Genomic DNA, 18,859 nt, shown 5'->3' on the forward strand with positions numbered 1-18,859 from the left:
GGCGGCTTTCCAAGAATTCATCAAGGCGGACACGTCAAACTCATAGAAAGCGCCAAAGCTAGACCAAAGGGGAGAGATCATGGGGATGATCACCGCAGAACGCAGCAGGGACGAACTGCTCTTCGGAAAGAAGGCGGCACAACCTCAAGCGGCCGTCCGTCCTCCGATTACCGGACCGTCGGTCTGGAACCGGGACAGCCTGCACGCCTGGGACTACATGATCGCGGTGGGACCGCGCCAGGTCGAAGCTTTCCTGGACATCCGCAACCGGCTGCGCCGTCGTGGCCGCCGGCTGGACACCATCGTGGCGTCGGACTTCCGGCAGCCGGAGCTGGTGGAGGTCGCCCGCGCGATGCGGCACTGCCTGCGCCTGGGGCCGGGCTTCTGCGTGCTGCGCGGTCTGCCCCTCGAGGGCTGGACGGACGAGGAACTCTCGATGCTCTACTGGGGTGTGGGCACCTACCTGGGCGGCCCGCAGCCGCAGAACCGCCAGGGCGACCGCGTCTACCTGGTTCAGGACACCGGGCAGACGGTCGGGGAGGCACGCGGCTCGAAGACGAACTCGGCGTTGATCTTTCACACCGACTCGGCGTGCGCCTACGCCGGCAGCCGGCCCGACATCCTGGGGTTGTTGTGCCTGCGCAAGGCGGTGTCGGGCGGTGAGTCGCTGATGGTCAGCGGCCACAGCGCCTACAACGCGCTGCTTGCCACCGACCCCGGGCTGGTCGACGAGCTGTACGGGCAGTTCTGCTTCGACCGCTCGCACGAGACCCAGCCGGGTGAGGACCCGATCACCGAGGGCGCGATCTTCACCGACACCACCGACGGTGTCCGGATCCGCTACAACCGGCTGCACATCGAACTCGGCCACTACCGCGGCGGCCGCCCGCTCACCGACCGGCAACGCCAGGCGCTCGACGCCTTCGACCGTGCCCTGACCGACCCAGCCAACGCCGTCGAATTCACGCTGCAACCCGGTGACGTCCTGTTCGCCGACAACTACACGACGCTGCACAACCGCCGCGCTTTCGTCGACGCGCCTGACGTGCGGGCCCGGCGCTGCCTGGTGCGGCTGTGGCTCGCCGGAGAACCGCGCAACTAACCGTCGACACGGCCAGCTGACCGGCCTAGATTCACGCTGTGATCTCCATTTAGAAAGCGCCAAGGTCCGCGCGGCACGCTGCCAGGAGCAGCAGAACAGGCACGGGGGAGAGGCAGACATGTTGAGGCGGTTGGCCGAATTCACCGTGCGGCGACCCAAGCTGGTGCTGGCGGCCGTGCTGGTCCTGCTCGGCATCAGCGTCGTGCTCGGCGGCTCGGTGTCCGACAAGCTCGGCACCGGCGGCAACACCGATCCCGCGTCGGAGTCCTCGCAAGCCGAGGACTACATGAACGCGCAGTTCGGCACGAATCCGAATCTGGTGATTCAGCTGCTGCCGCGCGAAGGCACCGTCGACAGCCCCGAGGTCGCGGCGGTGCGCGATCAGGTGCTTCGACTCGTCGCGTCCGAGCCGAAAGCCAGGATCACCAGATCCTTCGGCGACGAGGGGGCCTCGGACCTGCGCAGCAAAGACGGCCGTTCCGGACTCATGCTCGTGCATGTCGGTGGCACCGCCGACGAGGCCGCCGAGACCGCCAAGCGGATCATCGCCGATCTGCCCCATGACGGGAACGTCGCGGTGCGCGCCGGTGGCGGCCTGGGGGTGCAGCAGGAGATCCGCGACAAGGTCAAACAAGATCTCAAGACCAGCGAGAGCATCGCGGTGCCCGTTTCGCTCGCCGTGTTGGTCGTCGTGTTCGGCGGCCTGATAGCCGCGGCGCTGCCCGTGGTGGTCGGCGTCGTCTCGATTGTCTCGACGCTGTCGGTGTTGCTGCTGATGACGGCGATCACCGATGTGTCGGTGCATGCCCTGACAGTCACCACCGCATTCGGTCTCGGATTGTCCATCGATTTCGGCTTGCTGATGGTGTCGCGGTTCCGCGAGGAACTGGCCAACGGCAAAGAGCAACATCCCGCCATCGTCGCCACCGTCACCACCGCCGGCCGGACCATTCTGTTCAGCGCGGCAACGGTCACCCTGGCGATGACCAGCCTGCTGGTGTTCCCGACCTACTTCCTGCGGTCCGTCGGTCTTGCGGCCACGGCCACCGTGTTGCTGTCGGCGTTCGCCGCGATCGTCGTCCTGCCCGCGCTGCTGGCTCTGCTCGGCAAACGCGTCGACTCGCTGTCGATCATCCGCCGCAAGGTGGCGCCCTCAGCCGATTCCCTGTTCTGGCGGCACTTCGCCGAACTGGTGACGCGCAAGCCGCTCATCTACGCCCTGCCGGTCGTCGCAATGCTGCTGGGACTGGGCATTCCGTTCCTCAACGTCCAATTCGCCACGCCCGACGAGCGAGCGTTGCCGACGAACTCGAGCGCGCGGTTGGTCTCCGAGTCCTTGCAACGCGACTTCGCGCTGGACCCCTCGCAGGCGATCACCCTGGTCACCCGCAAAGACGCCGGCGCGCTGCAGACCCTCGCCCCCGACATCTCGCGCATGAACGGCGTCGTGCTCGTCACCGGTCCCATCGGCAGATTCGAGCACGGCCAGGCGGCCGGACCGACGCCGGCGGTGTCCGGGCCGAGCTACGCGATCGTTTACCTGTCGGTGCAGGCCGATTCGGACACCGCCCAGCACGTCGTCCGTGACATCCGGGCCAAGATCACCAACCGTCAAATCGAGGTGGGCGGTCCGACCGCGACGCTCATCGACAGCCTCAGCTCAATCGGCGCCAAGCTCCCACTCGCGATAGGTCTGATCGCGGTGGCCACCTTCATCCTGCTGTTCCTGTTCACCGGCAGCGTCGTGGTGCCGATCAAGGCGCTGATGCTGAATCTGCTTGTGATGAGCGCGGTCCTGGGGATCATGGTCTGGGTCTTCCAGGAAGGGCATTTGGCCGGGCTGCTGGGAATCACACCGGCGCCGCTGAACCTGTCGATGGTCGTGCTGCTGTGCGCGATCGCATTCAGCTTGTCCGTCGACTACGAGATCTTCCTACTCAGCCGCATCAAGGAAGCCCGCGACTCCGGGCTTTCGAATACCGCGTCCACCGTCATCGGATTGGGCCGGGTGGGCCGGATCGTCACCAGTGCCGCGCTGTTGCTGACGATCACCCTCGTCTCGTTCGCCAACGGATTGTCGTTCATGAAGATGTTCGGCATCGGCACCGCGCTGGCCGTGGTGATCGACGCGACGATCATCCGCGGCGTCGTCGTGCCCGCGTTCCTGCAGGTCGCCGGCGACCTCAACTGGTGGGCGCCAAAACCGTTGCGGTGGTTGCACTCTCGCATCGGCATCAGCGAGGCGCCGTCCGCGGAAGTCATCGAGACCCCGGCCACGGCGGCCGTCGCCCCGGCCCCGGCTGCACCCGCGGCCCCGTCGGCCCCCGCCCCGGCGGGTCCCCCCGAGATGCCGGTTGGCGTTCCTGCGTGGGTGCCCCAGGAACCCGTCGTGGTCGGGCGCACCCCGGCCGCGTCGTCCAGCGAGATCGAGGTCATCCCCGGACAGCACCTGGTGGCCAACGTCAACGGCACAGTGATCGTCGTGGCGCACCGCGAGCGGTCGCCGCTGTCTCAGCACTCCCTGGCCGCCAAGCAGATGGCCGCATTGTCCGACATGGTTGGACGGTCCGACCCGCAGAAGCTGGTCAGCGCGTTCCAGAAACTCGCCAAGGAGCCCTGGGACCACACGCTGGTCGACATCGGGATCGTGATGCCGACGGCGACGGGTCTGGAGATCCTGCTGTGCGGCAGTGTCACCGTGGCACTCGACGACGGTATGGGTCAGACGGTGTTGCGTGGCCGCGGACGCTTGGTGCACCGGTCGGTGCCGGTACCGGTCGTCGCGGCCGTCATCACCGTCGACGAATTCATCGCGAGGCCGCGCGCCGCAGCCGAGGGACAGGGCGTTTACAAGCTCTCCGGCGGGACCGTGCCGGGACAAGGTGCCGTCCTGTGGTCGCGGCGGGACGCGCCGGCGGTGCCCCCGCACCGCCCCGAGCCCGCCCGCTTCGAGAACGTGCCTGCCGCCCCGATGGACCATGCGCCGCAGCCGAAGCGCTGGGTTTCCCTCGACGACAACTCCCGCTTCGAGGTCGATCGGGACTGCTTGATCGGTCGGGATCCGCACGGGTCGGAAGCTGCGCAGCGGGGACTTCGTCCCGTGCGCATCGACGATCACTCCGGCGAGATGTCACGAGCCCACGCCGAAGTGCGCATCGTCAACGGCGAAGTGTTCATCGTCGACACGAATTCCACCAATGGAGTGTTCGTGCGCGAACAGCCACAGCTGCGCTGGTCCAGGCTCAGTCCGTGGGAGCCCGTCGTCTGGCGGCCGGGCGCGTACGTCCAGGTCGGCGGGCGGATTCTTCGGTTGCACGAGACGACCGCGGATGCCTTGCAACGCGGACCGCGGGTCAATGTGCATCACGGCGTGCCGGGACGTCCACATTCGGGGCGGGCGGATATCGGGAGATAGGTTCGTGGGCAGGGGATTTGGGTGGTTCTAGCCGCCCGGACTCTCGGCAGGTCGCGGCCATCGGGGCAGAGTCGACGTCTTGCGCGGGGGATTAGTAGGGAAGCGCTATCAGTCGCGTTTCGCTTCGTAGCGCAGCAGGACCGTGCCGCACGGGAAGGTGCGATTCTCCAACAGTCGCAACGAGATCCATGACGGCAGGGCCGGGAAGAACGGGGTGCCGCCGCCCACGGCGGTAGGCGCAACGACGATCCGGTATTCGTCTACCAGCCCGGCCTGCACGATCGGTGCGGCCAGGGTTGCACCGGCCACCTCCAGCCTGCCGTCTGTTTCGGCTTTCAGCTTCGTCACCACCTCGACCGGGTCGCCGCGTTCCAGGCGGGAGTTCCAGTCGACGGACTCCAGCGTGCGCGAGAACACCACCTTGGACATGTCGCGCCAGATCCGCGCGTAGTCGACGATCAAAGGGGTGGCGTCCGGGGCCTCGTCTGCGGTCGGCCAGTACGCGGACATCAGTTCGTAGAGGCGTCGGCCGTAGAACGACAGGGCGGTCTCTCGCGCGAAGTCGTTCCAGTATTGGTGCAGTTCTTCGCTCGGCTCGGACCAGTCGATGTTGCCGTGCGCGTCCGCGATGTAGCCGTCCACCGACACGTTGAAGCCATAGATGAGTTTGCCCATGCAGATCAGACTGCACCGGCGGACAAAAATCATCGCGGCGCCACGCGCCTGAATTGCGCGGTCCGAACTTGTCATACCTCGCTGCGATGATGAGGTTATGTCGTCGTCTCCCGTCGTGAGTCCGCGTGAGCGTCTGGATACGTTGGTCGAGGAACTGGCGGAGTTGGCCGGTCAGCGCAACGCCATCGATGGGCGCGTGGTGGAGATCGTGGCCGAAATGGAGCGCGACGAGTTGTGCGGGGCCACCGGTGCGCGTTCGGTGGCGGCGTTCGTGGGCTGGAAGCTGGCTTTGTCTTCGGCGACCGCGCACACGCTCACCACGGTGGCGCGCCGGCTCGAGGAGTTCCCGCGCTGCGCCCAAGGAATGCGGGAGGGACGGTTGTCGCTGGATCAGGTCGGGGTGATTGCCGCGCGCACCGGGGAAGGATCTGACGAGCACTATGCGCAGTTGGCGGCGGTGGCCACGGTCGGCAGTTACGCACCGCGGTCAAGCTCGAACCGCGCCCCGAGCCCGAGCCCGCGCCCGAGCCGACGCGACCGGTGATCACCAAGACCTGCGATGAGCGGTTCACCTGCTGGCGGATCAAACTGCCGCACTTGGATGCGGCGACATTTGACGCCGCGCTGACTGCGCATCGGGAAGCACTGGTCACCGAATGGAAAAACGATCACAGCGACGGCGACCCCGATCTGCGCCCGCCGCTGCCCGGTAACGGAGAGGCGTTTATGCGGCCGGTCGAGGCCGGCTGGGACACCGAGGCCGCCCGCCGTCCGCATGGGCAGCACACCACCGTGGTGGTGCACGTCGATGTCGCGCAGCGCGCCGCCGCGCTGCATCTGGGGCCACTGCTCAGCGAGGCTGAACGCCAGTATCTGAGTTGTGACGCCACCTGCGAGGTGTGGTTCGAACGCGACGGCGAGCCCATCGGCGCGGGCCGCACGACTCGGGTGATCAATCGGCGGCTGCGCCGGGCGCTCGAGCACCGCCATCCCACCTGTGCGGTGCCCGGGTGCGGGGCCACCCGGGGTCTGCATGCCCATCACCTTCGCCATTGGGAAGACGGCGGGCCTACCGAACTGTTCAACCTGGTGCTTGTGTGCCCCTATCACCATCGGGCCCACCACCGCGGGTTGATCACCCTCACCGGACCCGCCGACAGTCTGGTGGTCACCGACAGTGACGGGCGGGCGCTGAGCTCAGGATCCCTGGCGCGTCCGCCCAACGAGCCTCCGCCCGACGTCCCGCCGTGGCGGGGACCCCACGGCGAACGCGCCGACTGGTGGTGGTACCAACCCTACGAACCACCGGGCACCGCAACCGAAGCTAAACAGGCTGAGACTTAGCGACGACGCGCTGACCACGATTCGTTTGTTGTTGCCTGATCTGCAGGGGCCTCAATAACCCAGCGCTGTAACGCAATTCGTCACGGTGACGAAATAACAGTGGAGGGCGGCGGCGCCTGTGCAGGACCGGTGCGGGTCAGCGGTGGGTTGCGACGCCACGGCAGTCAGGCCGTCGCACTCTGATGACGACGGAAGGGTGACGCCCGGCCATTGGCGGCTGCGGATTGAGACAGTCGGCGACGCAAGCAGTAGAGCTCAGTTGCCTGCGGCAGGCCGTGGGTGCACGGCAGTGCAGTGGCGAATCTCCAGGCGTTGCAGGACAACTCCACCGTCCGCCCACGTAGTCGATTTGCCGATAAGCGACATTATGTCAACTAAGCGTCGCCGTTTCATCTGATCAAACGCACGCGCCGACGTCGTTAAAAATCTTCCCCAACCCCGCCGCGTTCCTGCGCCTGGCCGCCGCCGGTCATCGAAGGTCACGACGAATGGCAGGTCACCCGCCGCTACCTGTCCGAGATCTCCATGGCCGAACTCCGCAAAGTCATCGCCACCAAACAGTCCGCCGACCAACCCCTCGCCGAGCAACGCCAAATCGCCTAACATTCATCGCGACTCGTTGATCACCACGCGTGAGCACACGCCGATCCGAAGTCCACCACCCCACGGGGCACTGTCGCATACTACTTACTCAATTGGTCGAACCGACCGTGCAAGAGGCGCTACGCCTCTCAGGCCGCCCCTAACTAAGAAGCAGCGCCATACCGCTCGCCGCATCCTGGCCCGGATCGTCGATGGGCATGGCTGCGGTCCGCTCTAGACGCCTAGCGGGCCAACTTCGGCTCAGATTCGTGCGCCTTTGGCGAGATTGCATCGGCGGCACAAGATTTGCAGGTTGTCGACGCTTGTGGCGCCGCCGCGGGAGAGTGGGATGTCGTGGTCGTATTCGAGATATTGTGTCGCGCGACATTGCCTGCACATGCCGCCGTCACGTTGCCAGACAGCCGATTTAACGTGTTGCGGGATCGCGCGAGTGTCCCGCTGGCCGCGAACCAGGATGAGGCGTTTTGCGACTCGCACCGTTCCTTCCAAAACCGCAGTCACATACGCGCTGTCGTTCACCACATAGGTGGCGCTGCCTCGCGCCGTGGTCGCCTCGACGACGACATTCCGGTATTCGCTGCGCACCGAGATCACCTTCGTCCACGGCAACTCGGTGCCACTTCCGACGCCGACGAACCGAAGCTTGCGGCTGCTGGCGATCAGCCGACCTGGGTTCTGCTTTGGCCCACTGGCGAGATACCGAATCTGTGTCGCCGGCTCATCGAGGTGGAGGATCTCGTCCATTTCGAGGTGCAGACTTCCGTGCTGAATGCGAGGGAGGTTGCCGTCGCGGATGCGTGAAAGCTCCAGGCCACGAAGCAGTCGGTTGCGCATGTCGTCGATGGAGGGATCGGCGATCCCCAGGGCTGCGACGGCAGTTTCGAATCCGTCGAGTTCGTGTTGTTCGATCACACCGTCCGCGAAGGCGAACGCAACGACACGCTCAAGGTGGGCCAATGCGAGCGGGCGTAGGATTGCGCGCCCGGAGTCCTCGGCGATCCGAGCGCGCCGCAGTGTTGACCAGAGAGAATCCCAAGGCGGTCCGTGGGGTCCGGTGGTGGCGAGCACGTTGGTGGCGTCCACCCGCCACTGGCTGAGGACGGCGTTGGCGTGGTTTTCACACGTCCGACAGGGGCGAGGAGCGCCGAATCGTCGCTTCTTTCGTGGTTGGCCGCAGCGCTCACAGACGACCGGGTCGTGCTGTGGCGGTAGGCGGTAGGACTCGCCGGTGTAGCGGCTCCCGTCCCACCAGAGTTGAACACTCGCATCAGCAGGGTCGGGGTACCAGTCGGCGCGCCGGCCTAGAGGCGGCGGTGGGGTGTCTGGATGCGATCCACCAGGTTGGACTGGTGGTTCCTCGTCGACGGTGATGCCGTAGTCGATGGCAAGGCCCTTCAACCCGGTGTCCCATCCCTGGCCGACGGCGCGGAATTTCCAACCGTCGTTTCGGCGGTATATCTCACCCAACACCATCGCCGAAATCGCCTGTGGATCAGCGAGCTGGAATTCGACCAGTGCTCCGGCGGTCGACCCAACAGTGATCGATACGAACCGGGTGTCAGCGAATGTGCCGGAATCCACAGAGCCTGCGATAACAATCGCGTCGATGCCGGACTCGACCGCACCGAGGTCGATCAGCATCGTGGCAGCGGTGGGTGTCGTTTCCTGAAGCGATACTGCGCCGGATCGGTGTCGGGGCGCGTTATAGAACACGAAATCGTGATCGGATCGAACTTTCCGCGTCGAGGTAACCAATAGCGCCTCGGGGTCGACGTTAATACCTGTCCCCCATCGGAGCCGGATCGTCAGCTGGGTAGTCGGCACCACCGTATTGGCGCCACGTGCTAATTGCTTTGGGTTAGGGCACACTTTTGACCGATCCGATCCCGCCACTTTCGATGGACGGCCGCCGACATCGTTGAATCATGCATCTTGGTGCGACACCTCGCCGGTTTCTACGAGAAGGGCCGCGGCGGCCTCGGCGGTTTGGCCAAGATGTCGGCCAGCTCCGAGGCAGTTCCACGCTCATACATTCAATCCCATCGACGGCCCGCTGAGAGACCCTACTCAGCTGCGCCGACATTCTGTCCGTTCAAGGAATCGGACTGATGATAGTCGCGACCCCGAGCGATGCCAGGGCCGTTGCCTCGGGCTCGCCAGCTGACCGCGAGACCCGTCCAGCAAACAAATCGCTGGCTAATTTCGGGTCGGCGGCTGACCGTCGCCCGGTCCGGCATCACGTACGACACAAGCCGTCCGGACTCGGCTGCCAGAGTCAGTCCCCCGCAATGCACGGATAGGAATACGACGAAATCGAATATGGCGGGTTACCGGTAAACTACGCCGTTTCATCTGATGAATCAGCCCAATTGTTTCATTCGACGACGACGCGCTATCCCGAGAGCTGGGCATCACAGATCTAGGACGAAGCGCAGTGCTTGGTCAATGGCTTGAATCTGTTCTTGACTAACCATTCCCTGGCGAGATGACAGTCGTTCGACGGAGATCACCCGCAGTTGGTCGCAGCGCGCGTAGGAAGTGTGGCCCAACCCGCTGATCACTGGCTCAAGTTCGACGTGGCTTCGCAGGCCGTAACCAGTGGTCGTGATCGGGACGACGACCACTAAACCGCCCGGTCCGTTGTTGAGAATGTCGACCGACACCACCACCGCCGGTCGGCGAAAGGCTGGCTCGTGTCCGACTGGCTGGCCGAGATCGACGTGGTAGACCTCCCCTCGCCAGATCAAGCCAGTGCGTCCCACTCGTGACGCTCGGCCAGGTATTGCTCCCACAGTTCGGGGTCGTTGCGCAGGCGCTGGTAATCCCCATTGAGCCCGCGCAGGAATTCCTGCCTCTCCAAGGCGTCGATGGCTGCGTGCACGACGTCGACGACAGCGGTTTGACGAGCCTTGGCTAGAGATTGCAGCCGCTCAGAATCGGAACGGCGGACTCGGACAGTTGTGGTTTCTGCTGCCATAAAGCCAGTGTAGACGAATTGTAGACATAGGGCATGGCGGATCGTCCCATGCGTTCAGCAAACGAACGCCGGGCAGGCTTCGAGTGCTACCCGACCCGTGCTCTCCTGCTTGGCCAGGACGACGCCCAGATTTCAGATCTAGGACTCGGTGGCGATCGCGGCTTGCCTCGGTGAGGAATACGGCGAGATCAAATATGGCGGGTTACCGGTAAAGCTCGCCACGTTGCGCTGCGGCAGCGCTCAAAGATCGAGGACGATGCGCAACGCCGCATCAACGCGGCGCATCTCGTCGAAGCTGAGGAACCCGATGCTCCTGCCGAGTCGGCCCGGGTCGACCGCCGCGGCCTGCTCGGCAAGCACCCGGGTGTTCACGCCACCGATCTGAACCTCGGGACGGAAGCTTGCGGCACGGGCCGACGTAGACGTTGAACCAGCCAGGTTGACAGAGGCAGCTGATCTGACTGGACGACGACGGCGTAGCGGGAAACCGACAGCTCGTGACCGCGACTCCCCCGTGGGGCATGCAACTGAAAGACCTCACCACGCACGCAGCGTCTCCATATCGCGCAGCACCTGCATTGCCTCAGCGCGATCGGACTCGTCTTCGGCAAGACTTTCCGCCTCGGCGCGAATCGCCGCGGCGGCCTTCCGTCGTGCCGCCTCGATGAGGGCAGATCGAACGGCCGCGGACACGGCCGTGCCATCTTTGGTCAAGACCTCCAGCGCCTTGGACGTGTCGTCGTCCGGCCGGAAGGAAATCGTGTCAGCCACAGCAACAGCGTACGACGTTTTGTATGACAGTCGGCGCATCGGCAATAAGCCGCGCGGCAAGCGAATTCGCCACGGCCCCTGCTTGTCAGTCCAGATCGAAGGCGTGCTGAATCGCCGATGTCAGCGATTCCTCTTGATCAGGAAGAAAGAACCCGATCTGGCGGCCCAGGGCCGTAACCGGGATCGTGACAATGTCGTCGACGCTGACGACGGAATCTTTCTCGAGCCCGTTACGCACACCTACTGGAACTTCGGTCGACAGGCCGCGAGCTGTTCCGGTGATCGGTGCCACGGTGACTCTGGTCAGGTGAGGCCGCACGAGTTCCCGAGTGAGGATCAGAACCGGCCGAGCCTTATCGAGTTGGGCGAGGTGAATTGGCCTCAATCGATATCCAACTCGAGGGTAGAGGTATGAGCAGCGAGCGCATAGAAGTCATCGTCGGCCGTGGTCCGGGTGGCCAGAATCGCCGCATCGCGGGCGGCGATAAGCCGGCGTCGCTCACGTTCGAGCGCTTTGAGTACAAACGATGCACGGCTCTCGACGTGCCGCTGGTCCACTTCCCTGTCAATGAAATCGACGACCTCGTCCGGGAGCCGAACGGCGATCTGTTTGCTCATCGCGCTATGGTACCGATGTGGGATGCGAGACGCTACCACTGATTGACGCGTGGACGCTTGCCAGCCGACGTTTTCTCGGATGGGTCGGATATCCGCCCGAGGAGGATCACCGTTGAGGTGTCCAGGGTCCCCCGGCTCGAAACGGTTGTCACAGCGACGAGTCGGTTCAGATCATCGATGGCGCGTCGGAGCGCGTCTGGACGCTCACCTGTGGGAGATTCTTGCGGCGACGAATGAGTTCGGCTGAGCCTGCGCTGGATCGCGGCAGCGGGCGGAGCTCCGCCAACACCGCCGCCGGCTTCCGATAACCGCTCCCCGCTCGGCGGCTCAGAGTTCCTTGGACTGCTTGCCAGCCCGGCCGGCGGCTAGCGACCCGGTTGGATTACGTTGCCGCCGTTGGCTTTCGACGGAACGGCAAACGCGCTTCTGCACCCGCTTGCCGTGCTTCGACAAAACGGACGGTCGGATTGTGGGGCCGACGGGCAGCGTGTCGGCCCCGACGGGCGTCGTGTCGGCCCTCTGATCCGTCTTGACGCCCAGCAAGTAATTGGAGAACTCTCCGACAGTCGCTAGCGCGCTGATGAACTCGGCATCGTCGTAAGGATTGCCGCGCGGTCCGAAATGTGTCGCGAGTCGTCGTACAAGTCGTCGCTCGCGCAGGAACGGAATCAGATGTACCGCGACCACGCAGAAAACCAGCCCGAAGACGGTCGAGACGATTGCCGCGGTCTGCAGCCAATTGCGTACGCCCATACCCAAAAGGGGTACCAATGTGACACCCGCCAGGAGGTAGAAGGACCCGTACACCGGCGACCACGCCGTCGCCAGACCGGCCGGGTCGGCTAGCCGCGTGACAGAACCGGCCGGTGCTGACGGACGGAACCGCCTCGAGATGAGATACGCCGCAACGCCTCCGTACAGAGCCGCGCCAACCACCGGAACGATTGCGAGAGAACAAAAGTCGCCGGTCCACGGACTGCTGCTGAGGTTGCGTCCCAGCCACGCAACCAAACCCTGTGCCCACGGGCACCGGTGGTAGAGATCCAGGATCGGCTGCCTCAGCCAGACGTAAAACAGCAGTGCCGCCGCCCCACCGGCGACAAAGATCAGCAGTGTGCGCACCAGCACGGCCTTGCGAGCGCGTATCCATGACCGTGACGCGCGAAACAACTTGTTGAGAGTAGCAATTGGCGATCGCGTGTTCGGGGCAAAGTTGGCGACGACCACCACCGATGCCACCAGCAACACCAGACAAATCACTCCGACACTTGCTTCGCCCGGGGCCTTGGCGTTCGTAGGCTGCGTGGCACCGGCTGTCGCGTAGGCGATCAGTGGAATGTACAGGCCGAGTAACGCCGCCCCGTGTACCAACGAGCGCGTCCGCAACGTGGCGAACACCAGAAGTGTGAGCAGCGCCGTGATCCCGACGGTCGGCACCAACTTGCCCACAAAGCCTGGCAGATCCGTAAGCAGCGACAGCGCAGTCAAAGTCACGCCGAGTGCCAACATCAAGGTGGCCAGAGTTCTGGCGACGGGGCTTCGACTGGACAAACTCGTCAGCGTCCAATACGGCAGAGCGATGAAGCCACGAGCCACCCTGGTCACCGGTGCGGCGAAACCCAATCCGGACCTCTCGGAGCTCAGTGCTGTCAACGCAGTGGCGGCCGCGGTCGCGGTGGTACGAATCATCAGATCGCTCGGCATCTGACCGGCCAGAGCTTCCTGTCCGATGCGCGAGTCGGCAAACAGCGTGAGCAACCGATAACCGTCAGGCGGCCGGCCGCCGTCACCGTCTCGGTGAAGGGAATCAAACTGATTGATGAATTCGGCGGTCTCTGCCCCGGTCGCCCCATCTTCGCGATCGTCGAGAATCGTCGTGGCCAGCCACGGGACATCCTCTGCGGCTGTTGCGATTTGGAAACCGTACGCGGCAAGGCTGGCGAGATTGACCATCGGCTCGTCACTGCCGGCGAGGGCCCGTTTCACGTCCGTGATCGCGTCCGTACGCAATCGCCCCAGCTTGCTTGGCGCCTCGTTGGCAGGTGTGGGTTTCGCGAGGGCGACATAGAGCTCATCGTTCGCAAACGCCCGCTCGGCTATATCGTCGACAATCTGTTCGGCGCTACCGTTTTGCCCGGCGGCCTCGCTGTTGCTGTCATTCAGTCCTCGAATCATCTCGGGCGTCAAGATGATGAGCATCAGTATCTTGGCCGCGTCGAGCCGACCCCAGATCCAGTCGTTGGCGCGCCATGCCCGCTTCAGGAACGCGCCGAACCGGTTCAGGGACATCCCGGCGAGTTTGTCGTCGGAGGTGAAGCGGGGCGCGAAGTGTTGCTGGATCTGCGCACTCAACTGGACGAATTCGATTGGCGCAGTGGGCACCGACGCGTCGTTGACGTCCTGTTCGGCGGTGAGATAGGCCACGATCTCGATTTGGACCATCCGCTTCAGAAGCTCGGTTTCGTCGGTGACGTTGCGCAGCGGATTGTGCGGCTCCAGCAGTGATGCGGTCTTGTTTCGCGGAACCTCCTGCGCCGTACCATCACGGTGAGGGGCACCTGAGTTCGACGCGGCGAGTGCTGCCTGGAGAGCGGTGACGACCTTGACAAAAGAAGAAGCGATACGGCGCAATGCCTTTATCGTTCTTTCGCCGTCTGAGGTCTCCGCGGTGTTGGTCGCATCGCTGGTAGTCGTCGACAGCATCTTGGTGGCGTAGTCGCACAGGTTTTGGCGAAGGCATTTGCGGATTCTGTTGCTCTCCTGCTCCTCTTCGTGTGGCGGACTGTCGACGGACGCGCGTTGCCTGGCAGCCGCTATCCGGCGTTGTCGGGCGGCGGCCGCTTTGGACCGTCTTTCCCGATCTTGTTCCTCCCCGATCTGATCGAGCTCGATGCCGACGTTCACCGCTGTCTCCCACGCCTCATAAGCTTTGGCGATTAGGTCGGTGCAGTCTGTCTCGGAGACCGGAATGTCCTGTCGCGAGTTGATCAGCTGGCGCAGCACATCGGTCGCTTGGGTCGCGACGCCGACCGCCAACTGCAGTCCCCACCGCCATTCCTTCGAGTTCTTATCGAAGTCCTTGGGTCCGGGTGGCCTCTTGGGCAGGAATGGCAAGCCAGCCGCATTGCTGTCATCAGCGTCCTGCAAGACTTCGGCGGCGTACTGCATCAACTTGGCGAAAGGCGTTGCGAAATCTTCGCGTATCTGCTGCGCCATGACGTACGCGGCGCGCCGCATTCGCATGCGACGGAACAGCTGCCAGGACGGGCACCCGTCGTCGGTCTCACCGATGAAGTCGGCCAGCGTGTCGGAAGTGAACTGCACCATCGCGGCTTCTCGGCCGTCGCGCCACCGCAGCGCGAGGTCATTGTGTTGGCGGATCTCCTCGACGTAAGTGCGAGAGCCAACAGATCCGGAGGCGCTCAGGACCTTCGTGAGAGTGCCTGCGAGCGTGGGTGGTTTGCCTGGATCATCACCGATGTTGTCGATGTCGCTGGCGTATTCAGCGTGTGGATGGACGAGGACAAGGACCCGGCGCACCATTGTCTTGGTGACTGTTTGTCGGCGAATCGCCGACAACGCGGGGCGGGTCGGCGTGTTGGCGAGTACTCCCCCGTCAACGGCAAAACGTGACAGATCTCGTGTGTCGTCCTCTTGCTTTCCGGTGACTGCCCAATCCGCGTAATACCCCATGTCCGGCCGGTTGTCATCGGTGGTGCCGTCGTATCGCACGGGAACAAAGGTCGGCTCGAAGGCCGCCGGGAAGCCTGCGGAGGCGCGCGCCGCCAGCGCGAGAGCTTCAACGGTTACATCGATTTCGCGCCGCTCGTCGCTGTCATCCTTGACGTTTCGTCCATCCCTCTTTGCGGGTCCATCCGAGAAGGCGTCTGCCGGTGGACCGTCGTCCGGAACACTTCGGTTGCTGCCCCGAAAATAGAAGAGACCCGCATGTTGGGGCTGCACCATGCCGGTTCCCAGATCATCGACCGAGAAGGTTTGGATGGGGGTCAGCAATGTGGCAGGAATCGTCAAATCCACTGGACGCAAACGTCGTTGGCCTGCGGGACGTGCGGCGGAATCCTCAGAGTCCTCGACTATCTTGGGGGCTCGTTGGTAGCCGTCGATCAGTCGTTTGAAGGCCGCGCGGATCTGCGGGTAGAAGAAGTCGTCACCGCGCAAGATGGATGCCGGACCGGCATGAAAGGGCTCCCTCATCAGGTCCCCGATCTGCCCGTGCTGAATCCACAGCCCTTTCAACACATCCAGATCGCCGTTGACGTTGGCTTGGGCAAGCGCGAGCGCCGCGGCGTTGATCCCGCCGGCTGAGGTGCCTGTGATGACGTCGATGATGGGTAACACATCAGACGGCTCGTCGGTCGGGCCCTTCGACGCGTAACCGAACTTCGACAGCAGTGCGCGATATCCAGCGGCGCCTCGGGTGAATCTGTTGAATTCGTGTGCGACACCACCGATATAGACCGCCAGGCTGACGCCGCCGTTCATCGTGACGGCCAGCCGCAATTCGCGTTCGATTTCCGGATCGGTCTTCTCTATCGGAGATTTCGGCGTCGCTGCCGCCGAAGTTTTCTCGGTCATCGCGCCCCCCTCGCGGTCGATGGGCACGACAGACGGCCCATCACTAGAGTGTGTCACTGGTGAGACGCCCTGTACCGCTGTTTCGTTGTGCTGGGCGAGATTCGCCGACGGCTGCAGGTGGCGATCGCGACGGATAGGCGGCCTTGTCCGCTGCCGCACAAGCGGTTTGGCGGTGCCGACGTTGATGATCCCGGATTCGGGGCCTTGATCAGTTGGTGAGTTCCAGCGCGGCCGCGACGACGGGTTTGGCCCAATCTGGCGTAGAGGTCAAGTCGGGGGGACCGACTATCCGGCGCTCCTTCCAGTGCAGCACCAAGACCGGACGCGGTGGCTGCCCCTGCGCGGGATCGGCGGTGATCGAGTTGTCGTACACCCGCAACTCGGTGAGCACCGGCAGCAACGTCACAAGATTGATCATGCTGTGCCGGTACCGCCGGCGAATGTCGGCGTCGGAAATGTCATGCCCGCCGGCGCGAACCCGCTGCCCTACCCGTGCGATATGCATATCCGGGCTGGCGAGCCCGACATAGAAGACGTGAATCTCTATGCCGCGCTTGGCGGCTGCGGCCAGCAGTGCCGTTATCGTGTTGCCGCCGAGTGTGGTCTCGAACACGAAGTCGAGACCGTCATCGATCGCCCGTTGCAACAACATTCGGCCCTGTTCCCACGCCGCGGCATTAGCCTCGGTCTGGCCCAGTCCGGCATGGGCCGCCATGATCTCCCGTGCGGCTTCGTCGGGGTTGTAGTACTCACCGCCGTTGTCGCGGATGGTCGCGCCGACGATGCTGCTCTTGCCGGCGCCGTTGACGCCCGCTACTACGCTGATGCGTGCTGGGGCCATGAGCGGTGCCGGATCACCGCCGTCGGGCGGCCCTCACCGCAGCGGCCCCGAGCTCCTCGGGTGTGGCGTCGAACGCCGCAGCAACCCCGGCTTTGGCTTCGGAGGTCTGCATCGCTGACAACAACTCGTCGAACCGCGCACTGAGGCCATCGAGGACGGGGGTCGCCGAAGCGGTCAACGCCTCGAATTCGGCGAACGACACCAGCACCGCCCGCGGGGTGTCGTGCTTGGTGATCACCACTGCCCCACGGGTGGCGGCCTCTTCAAAAACGGCGCCGAAGGCATTTCGGAGGTGACTGGCAGTCACCGTGGGTACATCGACCAGCTTGCCGTCGCGGTTACGGAAGGCGACTGTAGACATGGCGCTCACTCCCCTCGGTTACGTCCATTCTGACTGTTTTGTCTAATTTGTGCGATTAGTCCAATCTACTGCGGCTCCCCAGCTTGCGCCACCGGGCGGACTCGCGGCGAGCGAGGCCTCGAGGTGGCTGTAGCGTGGCGGCCGTGAAATTCTCCCGGGTCTGTTCCTCCGTCGCGCTCGCATCCGCCGTCTTCGCCGGCGCCACCCTTGATGGATCGGGCGTAGCGACCGCCGCCGGCACCTGCCCCACCGCGGCACCACCGGCCGGCGCGGCAAGCGACTGGACGCTTTCGGGGACTACCGGCAGCATCGCGGTCGTCGGTCCGACAGATGCGGCCGCGCCGCGGGTGACGGTGACGGCGCCGTTCAGCGTCTCCCAAACCCAGGTCCATACCTTGCAGGCCGGGGACGGGCCGGTGGTACCGGCTACGGCGCGGGTCTCCGTCTGCTATCAGGGCGTCAACGGACGCGACGGCTCGGTGTTCGACAGCAGCTACGAGCGCGGTGCCCCGGCCAGCTTCTCGCTCCTCGGGGTCATCCCCGGCTTCCAGAAGGCCATCACCGGACAGAAAGTCGGGTCCACGGTGGCCGTCGCCGCGACGCCCGCCGACGGTTATCCCGAAGGTCAGCCCAGCGCAGGAATCCGGCCGGGCGACTCGCTCATCTTCGTGCTCAAGATCCTCGCCGCCGCGGGCTGAGCCCGGGTTAGACGGGTGGATTCGCCGTCAGGGGTCAACGTATAACGGCCTGTCTTTTTCTGGTCCGATGAAAGCTCCTGGATGGTGAATACCCCGAACCCGCCCTCGTCGTCATGGATCTGCACGGTGGTGGTGTGCTGTGTGCCGTGCCCTGTCACCTGTGCGCGATGCGGGGCTGCGATGTGATCGAGGGAATCGAACCCTCTGCACTGCCCTCCGTGCGCCAGAGTGACCAGCTTTGCCCGCCGGTCAAGGGCTTGTGCACGCCTCCATGACAACTACCTGCTTCACCTCCGCTCAATCCAGCAGTTCCGCCTCCCAGTTGGTGCGCTGGATCAGCACGTCGAGCTCGCGCAGCTCTCGGGCCACTCCGTCGGCTCGACCACGCAACTCGGCAACCGGCAACGCGGACAACATCTTCAGCTCGGATCGCAGTTGGCGTGCGTACCCGGACTGACTGCTGCCCGCCGCCGCATCGGCCGCCGTGTTCAGCACGTGATGCCGCAAGCGCAGCGCGTCACGGCGAGCCAGCGCATCGGTCAACGTGCCCTCCGCGCCCACCTCGGTGGCGGCATTGGTGCGGTTGATGCGACGGATGAGAGCTTCGAACTCGTCCAGGACCTCATCGACCTCGGTGAGCAGCGCGGCGGCGTTCTCAGCCGGGTCTTCACCCTCTTGGTACCGCGCATTGCTCACGATTCGAGACCGCAATTGTTCGATCCGGCGCGCCGCAGTTGCGCGCAGCGACAGCGCCTCTGCCAGCTTCACAATCCTCAACTCCTCCGTGAAATCAATGGCTGCCCGACGGGCACAGCCATCATGGCGCCGAATCGTCAAGACAGCAACGGATTTTCGCAC

14 protein-coding genes and 3 pseudogenes are annotated in these 18,859 nt (G+C 64.4%); 5 read left to right on the plus strand and 12 right to left on the minus strand.

What is annotated here, in order from left to right:
- The first annotated feature begins 79 nt into the window (after window positions 1-79).
- Both AC5Y47_RS19195 and AC5Y47_RS19200 read left to right on the plus strand, forming a co-directional pair.
- A complete protein-coding gene (locus tag AC5Y47_RS19195; RefSeq protein ID WP_499945841.1) occupies window positions 80-1,102 on the plus strand; it encodes a TauD/TfdA family dioxygenase in 1,023 nt (340 codons plus the stop codon).
- A gap of 118 nt (window positions 1,103-1,220) precedes the next feature.
- A complete protein-coding gene (locus AC5Y47_RS19200; RefSeq protein WP_499945842.1) occupies window positions 1,221-4,517 on the plus strand; it encodes an MMPL family transporter in 3,297 nt (1,098 codons plus the stop codon).
- A 108-nt stretch (window positions 4,518-4,625) separates the two neighbouring features.
- On the opposite strand, the gene AC5Y47_RS19205 is transcribed toward AC5Y47_RS19200, so the two are convergent.
- Window positions 4,626-5,192, minus strand: coding sequence for a dihydrofolate reductase family protein (locus AC5Y47_RS19205; RefSeq protein WP_499945843.1), 567 nt, complete (start codon window positions 5,190-5,192; stop codon window positions 4,626-4,628).
- A gap of 97 nt (window positions 5,193-5,289) precedes the next feature.
- Between AC5Y47_RS19205 and AC5Y47_RS19210 the strand changes: the two are divergent.
- Together AC5Y47_RS19210 and AC5Y47_RS19215 are read left to right on the plus strand one after the other, a co-directional pair.
- A pseudogene (locus AC5Y47_RS19210) lies at window positions 5,290-6,536 on the plus strand (HNH endonuclease signature motif containing protein).
- A gap of 419 nt (window positions 6,537-6,955) precedes the next feature.
- A pseudogene (locus AC5Y47_RS19215) lies at window positions 6,956-7,139 on the plus strand (IS256 family transposase); the annotation flags it as partial.
- Between the two features lie 240 nt (window positions 7,140-7,379).
- Here AC5Y47_RS19215 and AC5Y47_RS19220 read toward each other — a convergent pair.
- The 10 genes and pseudogenes from AC5Y47_RS19220 to AC5Y47_RS19265 all read right to left on the minus strand — a co-directional run bounded on the left by AC5Y47_RS19220 (window position 7,380) and on the right by AC5Y47_RS19265 (window position 17,303).
- The gene (locus AC5Y47_RS19220; RefSeq protein ID WP_499945844.1) at window positions 7,380-9,032 is read right to left on the minus strand and encodes a TerD family protein; all 1,653 of its coding nucleotides are present in this window, start codon (window positions 9,030-9,032) and stop codon (window positions 7,380-7,382) included.
- Window positions 9,033-9,550: 518 nt separating this feature from the next.
- On the minus strand, window positions 9,551-9,886 hold the full coding sequence (locus AC5Y47_RS19225; protein WP_499945845.1) for a type II toxin-antitoxin system PemK/MazF family toxin: 336 nt from the start codon (window positions 9,884-9,886) through the stop codon (window positions 9,551-9,553).
- Window positions 9,883-10,116 carry a hypothetical protein gene (locus tag AC5Y47_RS19230; RefSeq protein WP_499945846.1) on the minus strand — a complete coding sequence of 78 codons (234 nt, stop codon included), beginning with the start codon at window positions 10,114-10,116 and terminating at the stop codon, window positions 9,883-9,885. The genes AC5Y47_RS19225 and AC5Y47_RS19230 overlap by 4 nt, the downstream gene beginning before the upstream one ends.
- Before the next feature lie 240 nt (window positions 10,117-10,356).
- Window positions 10,357-10,664, minus strand: a pseudogene (locus AC5Y47_RS19235) (type II toxin-antitoxin system PemK/MazF family toxin).
- The gene (locus tag AC5Y47_RS19240; protein WP_499945847.1) at window positions 10,654-10,887 is read right to left on the minus strand and encodes a hypothetical protein; all 234 of its coding nucleotides are present in this window, start codon (window positions 10,885-10,887) and stop codon (window positions 10,654-10,656) included. Before AC5Y47_RS19240 ends, AC5Y47_RS19235 begins: the two are co-directional and overlap by 11 nt.
- 85 nt (window positions 10,888-10,972) lie before the next feature.
- Entirely contained in the window at window positions 10,973-11,272 is a 300-nt protein-coding gene (locus AC5Y47_RS19245; protein WP_499945848.1) for a type II toxin-antitoxin system PemK/MazF family toxin, read from the minus strand.
- Window positions 11,269-11,505: a YlcI/YnfO family protein gene (locus AC5Y47_RS19250; RefSeq protein ID WP_499945849.1), complete on the minus strand. Its 237-nt coding sequence runs from the start codon at window positions 11,503-11,505 to the stop codon at window positions 11,269-11,271. Before AC5Y47_RS19250 ends, AC5Y47_RS19245 begins: the two co-directional genes overlap by 4 nt.
- 327 nt (window positions 11,506-11,832) lie before the next feature.
- Window positions 11,833-16,101 (minus strand): patatin-like protein, encoded by a 4,269-nt coding sequence (locus AC5Y47_RS19255; protein ID WP_499945850.1) that lies wholly within the window; start codon window positions 16,099-16,101, stop codon window positions 11,833-11,835.
- 208 nt (window positions 16,102-16,309) lie between these two features.
- On the minus strand, window positions 16,310-16,942 hold the full coding sequence (locus AC5Y47_RS19260) for an ATPase (protein WP_499945851.1): 633 nt from the start codon (window positions 16,940-16,942) through the stop codon (window positions 16,310-16,312).
- A gap of 13 nt (window positions 16,943-16,955) precedes the next feature.
- Window positions 16,956-17,303: a type II toxin-antitoxin system Phd/YefM family antitoxin gene (locus tag AC5Y47_RS19265; RefSeq protein WP_499945852.1), complete on the minus strand. Its 348-nt coding sequence runs from the start codon at window positions 17,301-17,303 to the stop codon at window positions 16,956-16,958.
- Window positions 17,304-17,437: 134 nt separating this feature from the next.
- Here AC5Y47_RS19265 and AC5Y47_RS19270 point away from each other — a divergent pair, with 134 nt between their 5' ends.
- Window positions 17,438-18,001, plus strand: a complete 564-nt coding sequence (locus AC5Y47_RS19270) for an FKBP-type peptidyl-prolyl cis-trans isomerase (RefSeq protein ID WP_499945853.1) — start codon at window positions 17,438-17,440, stop codon at window positions 17,999-18,001.
- A 297-nt stretch (window positions 18,002-18,298) separates the two neighbouring features.
- Here AC5Y47_RS19270 and AC5Y47_RS19275 read toward each other — a convergent pair whose 3' ends face one another.
- Window positions 18,299-18,769 carry a DIP1984 family protein gene (locus AC5Y47_RS19275; RefSeq protein ID WP_499945854.1) on the minus strand — a complete coding sequence of 157 codons (471 nt, stop codon included), beginning with the start codon at window positions 18,767-18,769 and terminating at the stop codon, window positions 18,299-18,301.
- Between the last annotated feature and the right edge of the window lie 90 nt (window positions 18,770-18,859).

The sequence above is a fragment of the Mycobacterium sp. NGS22 genome, assembly GCF_059813095.1.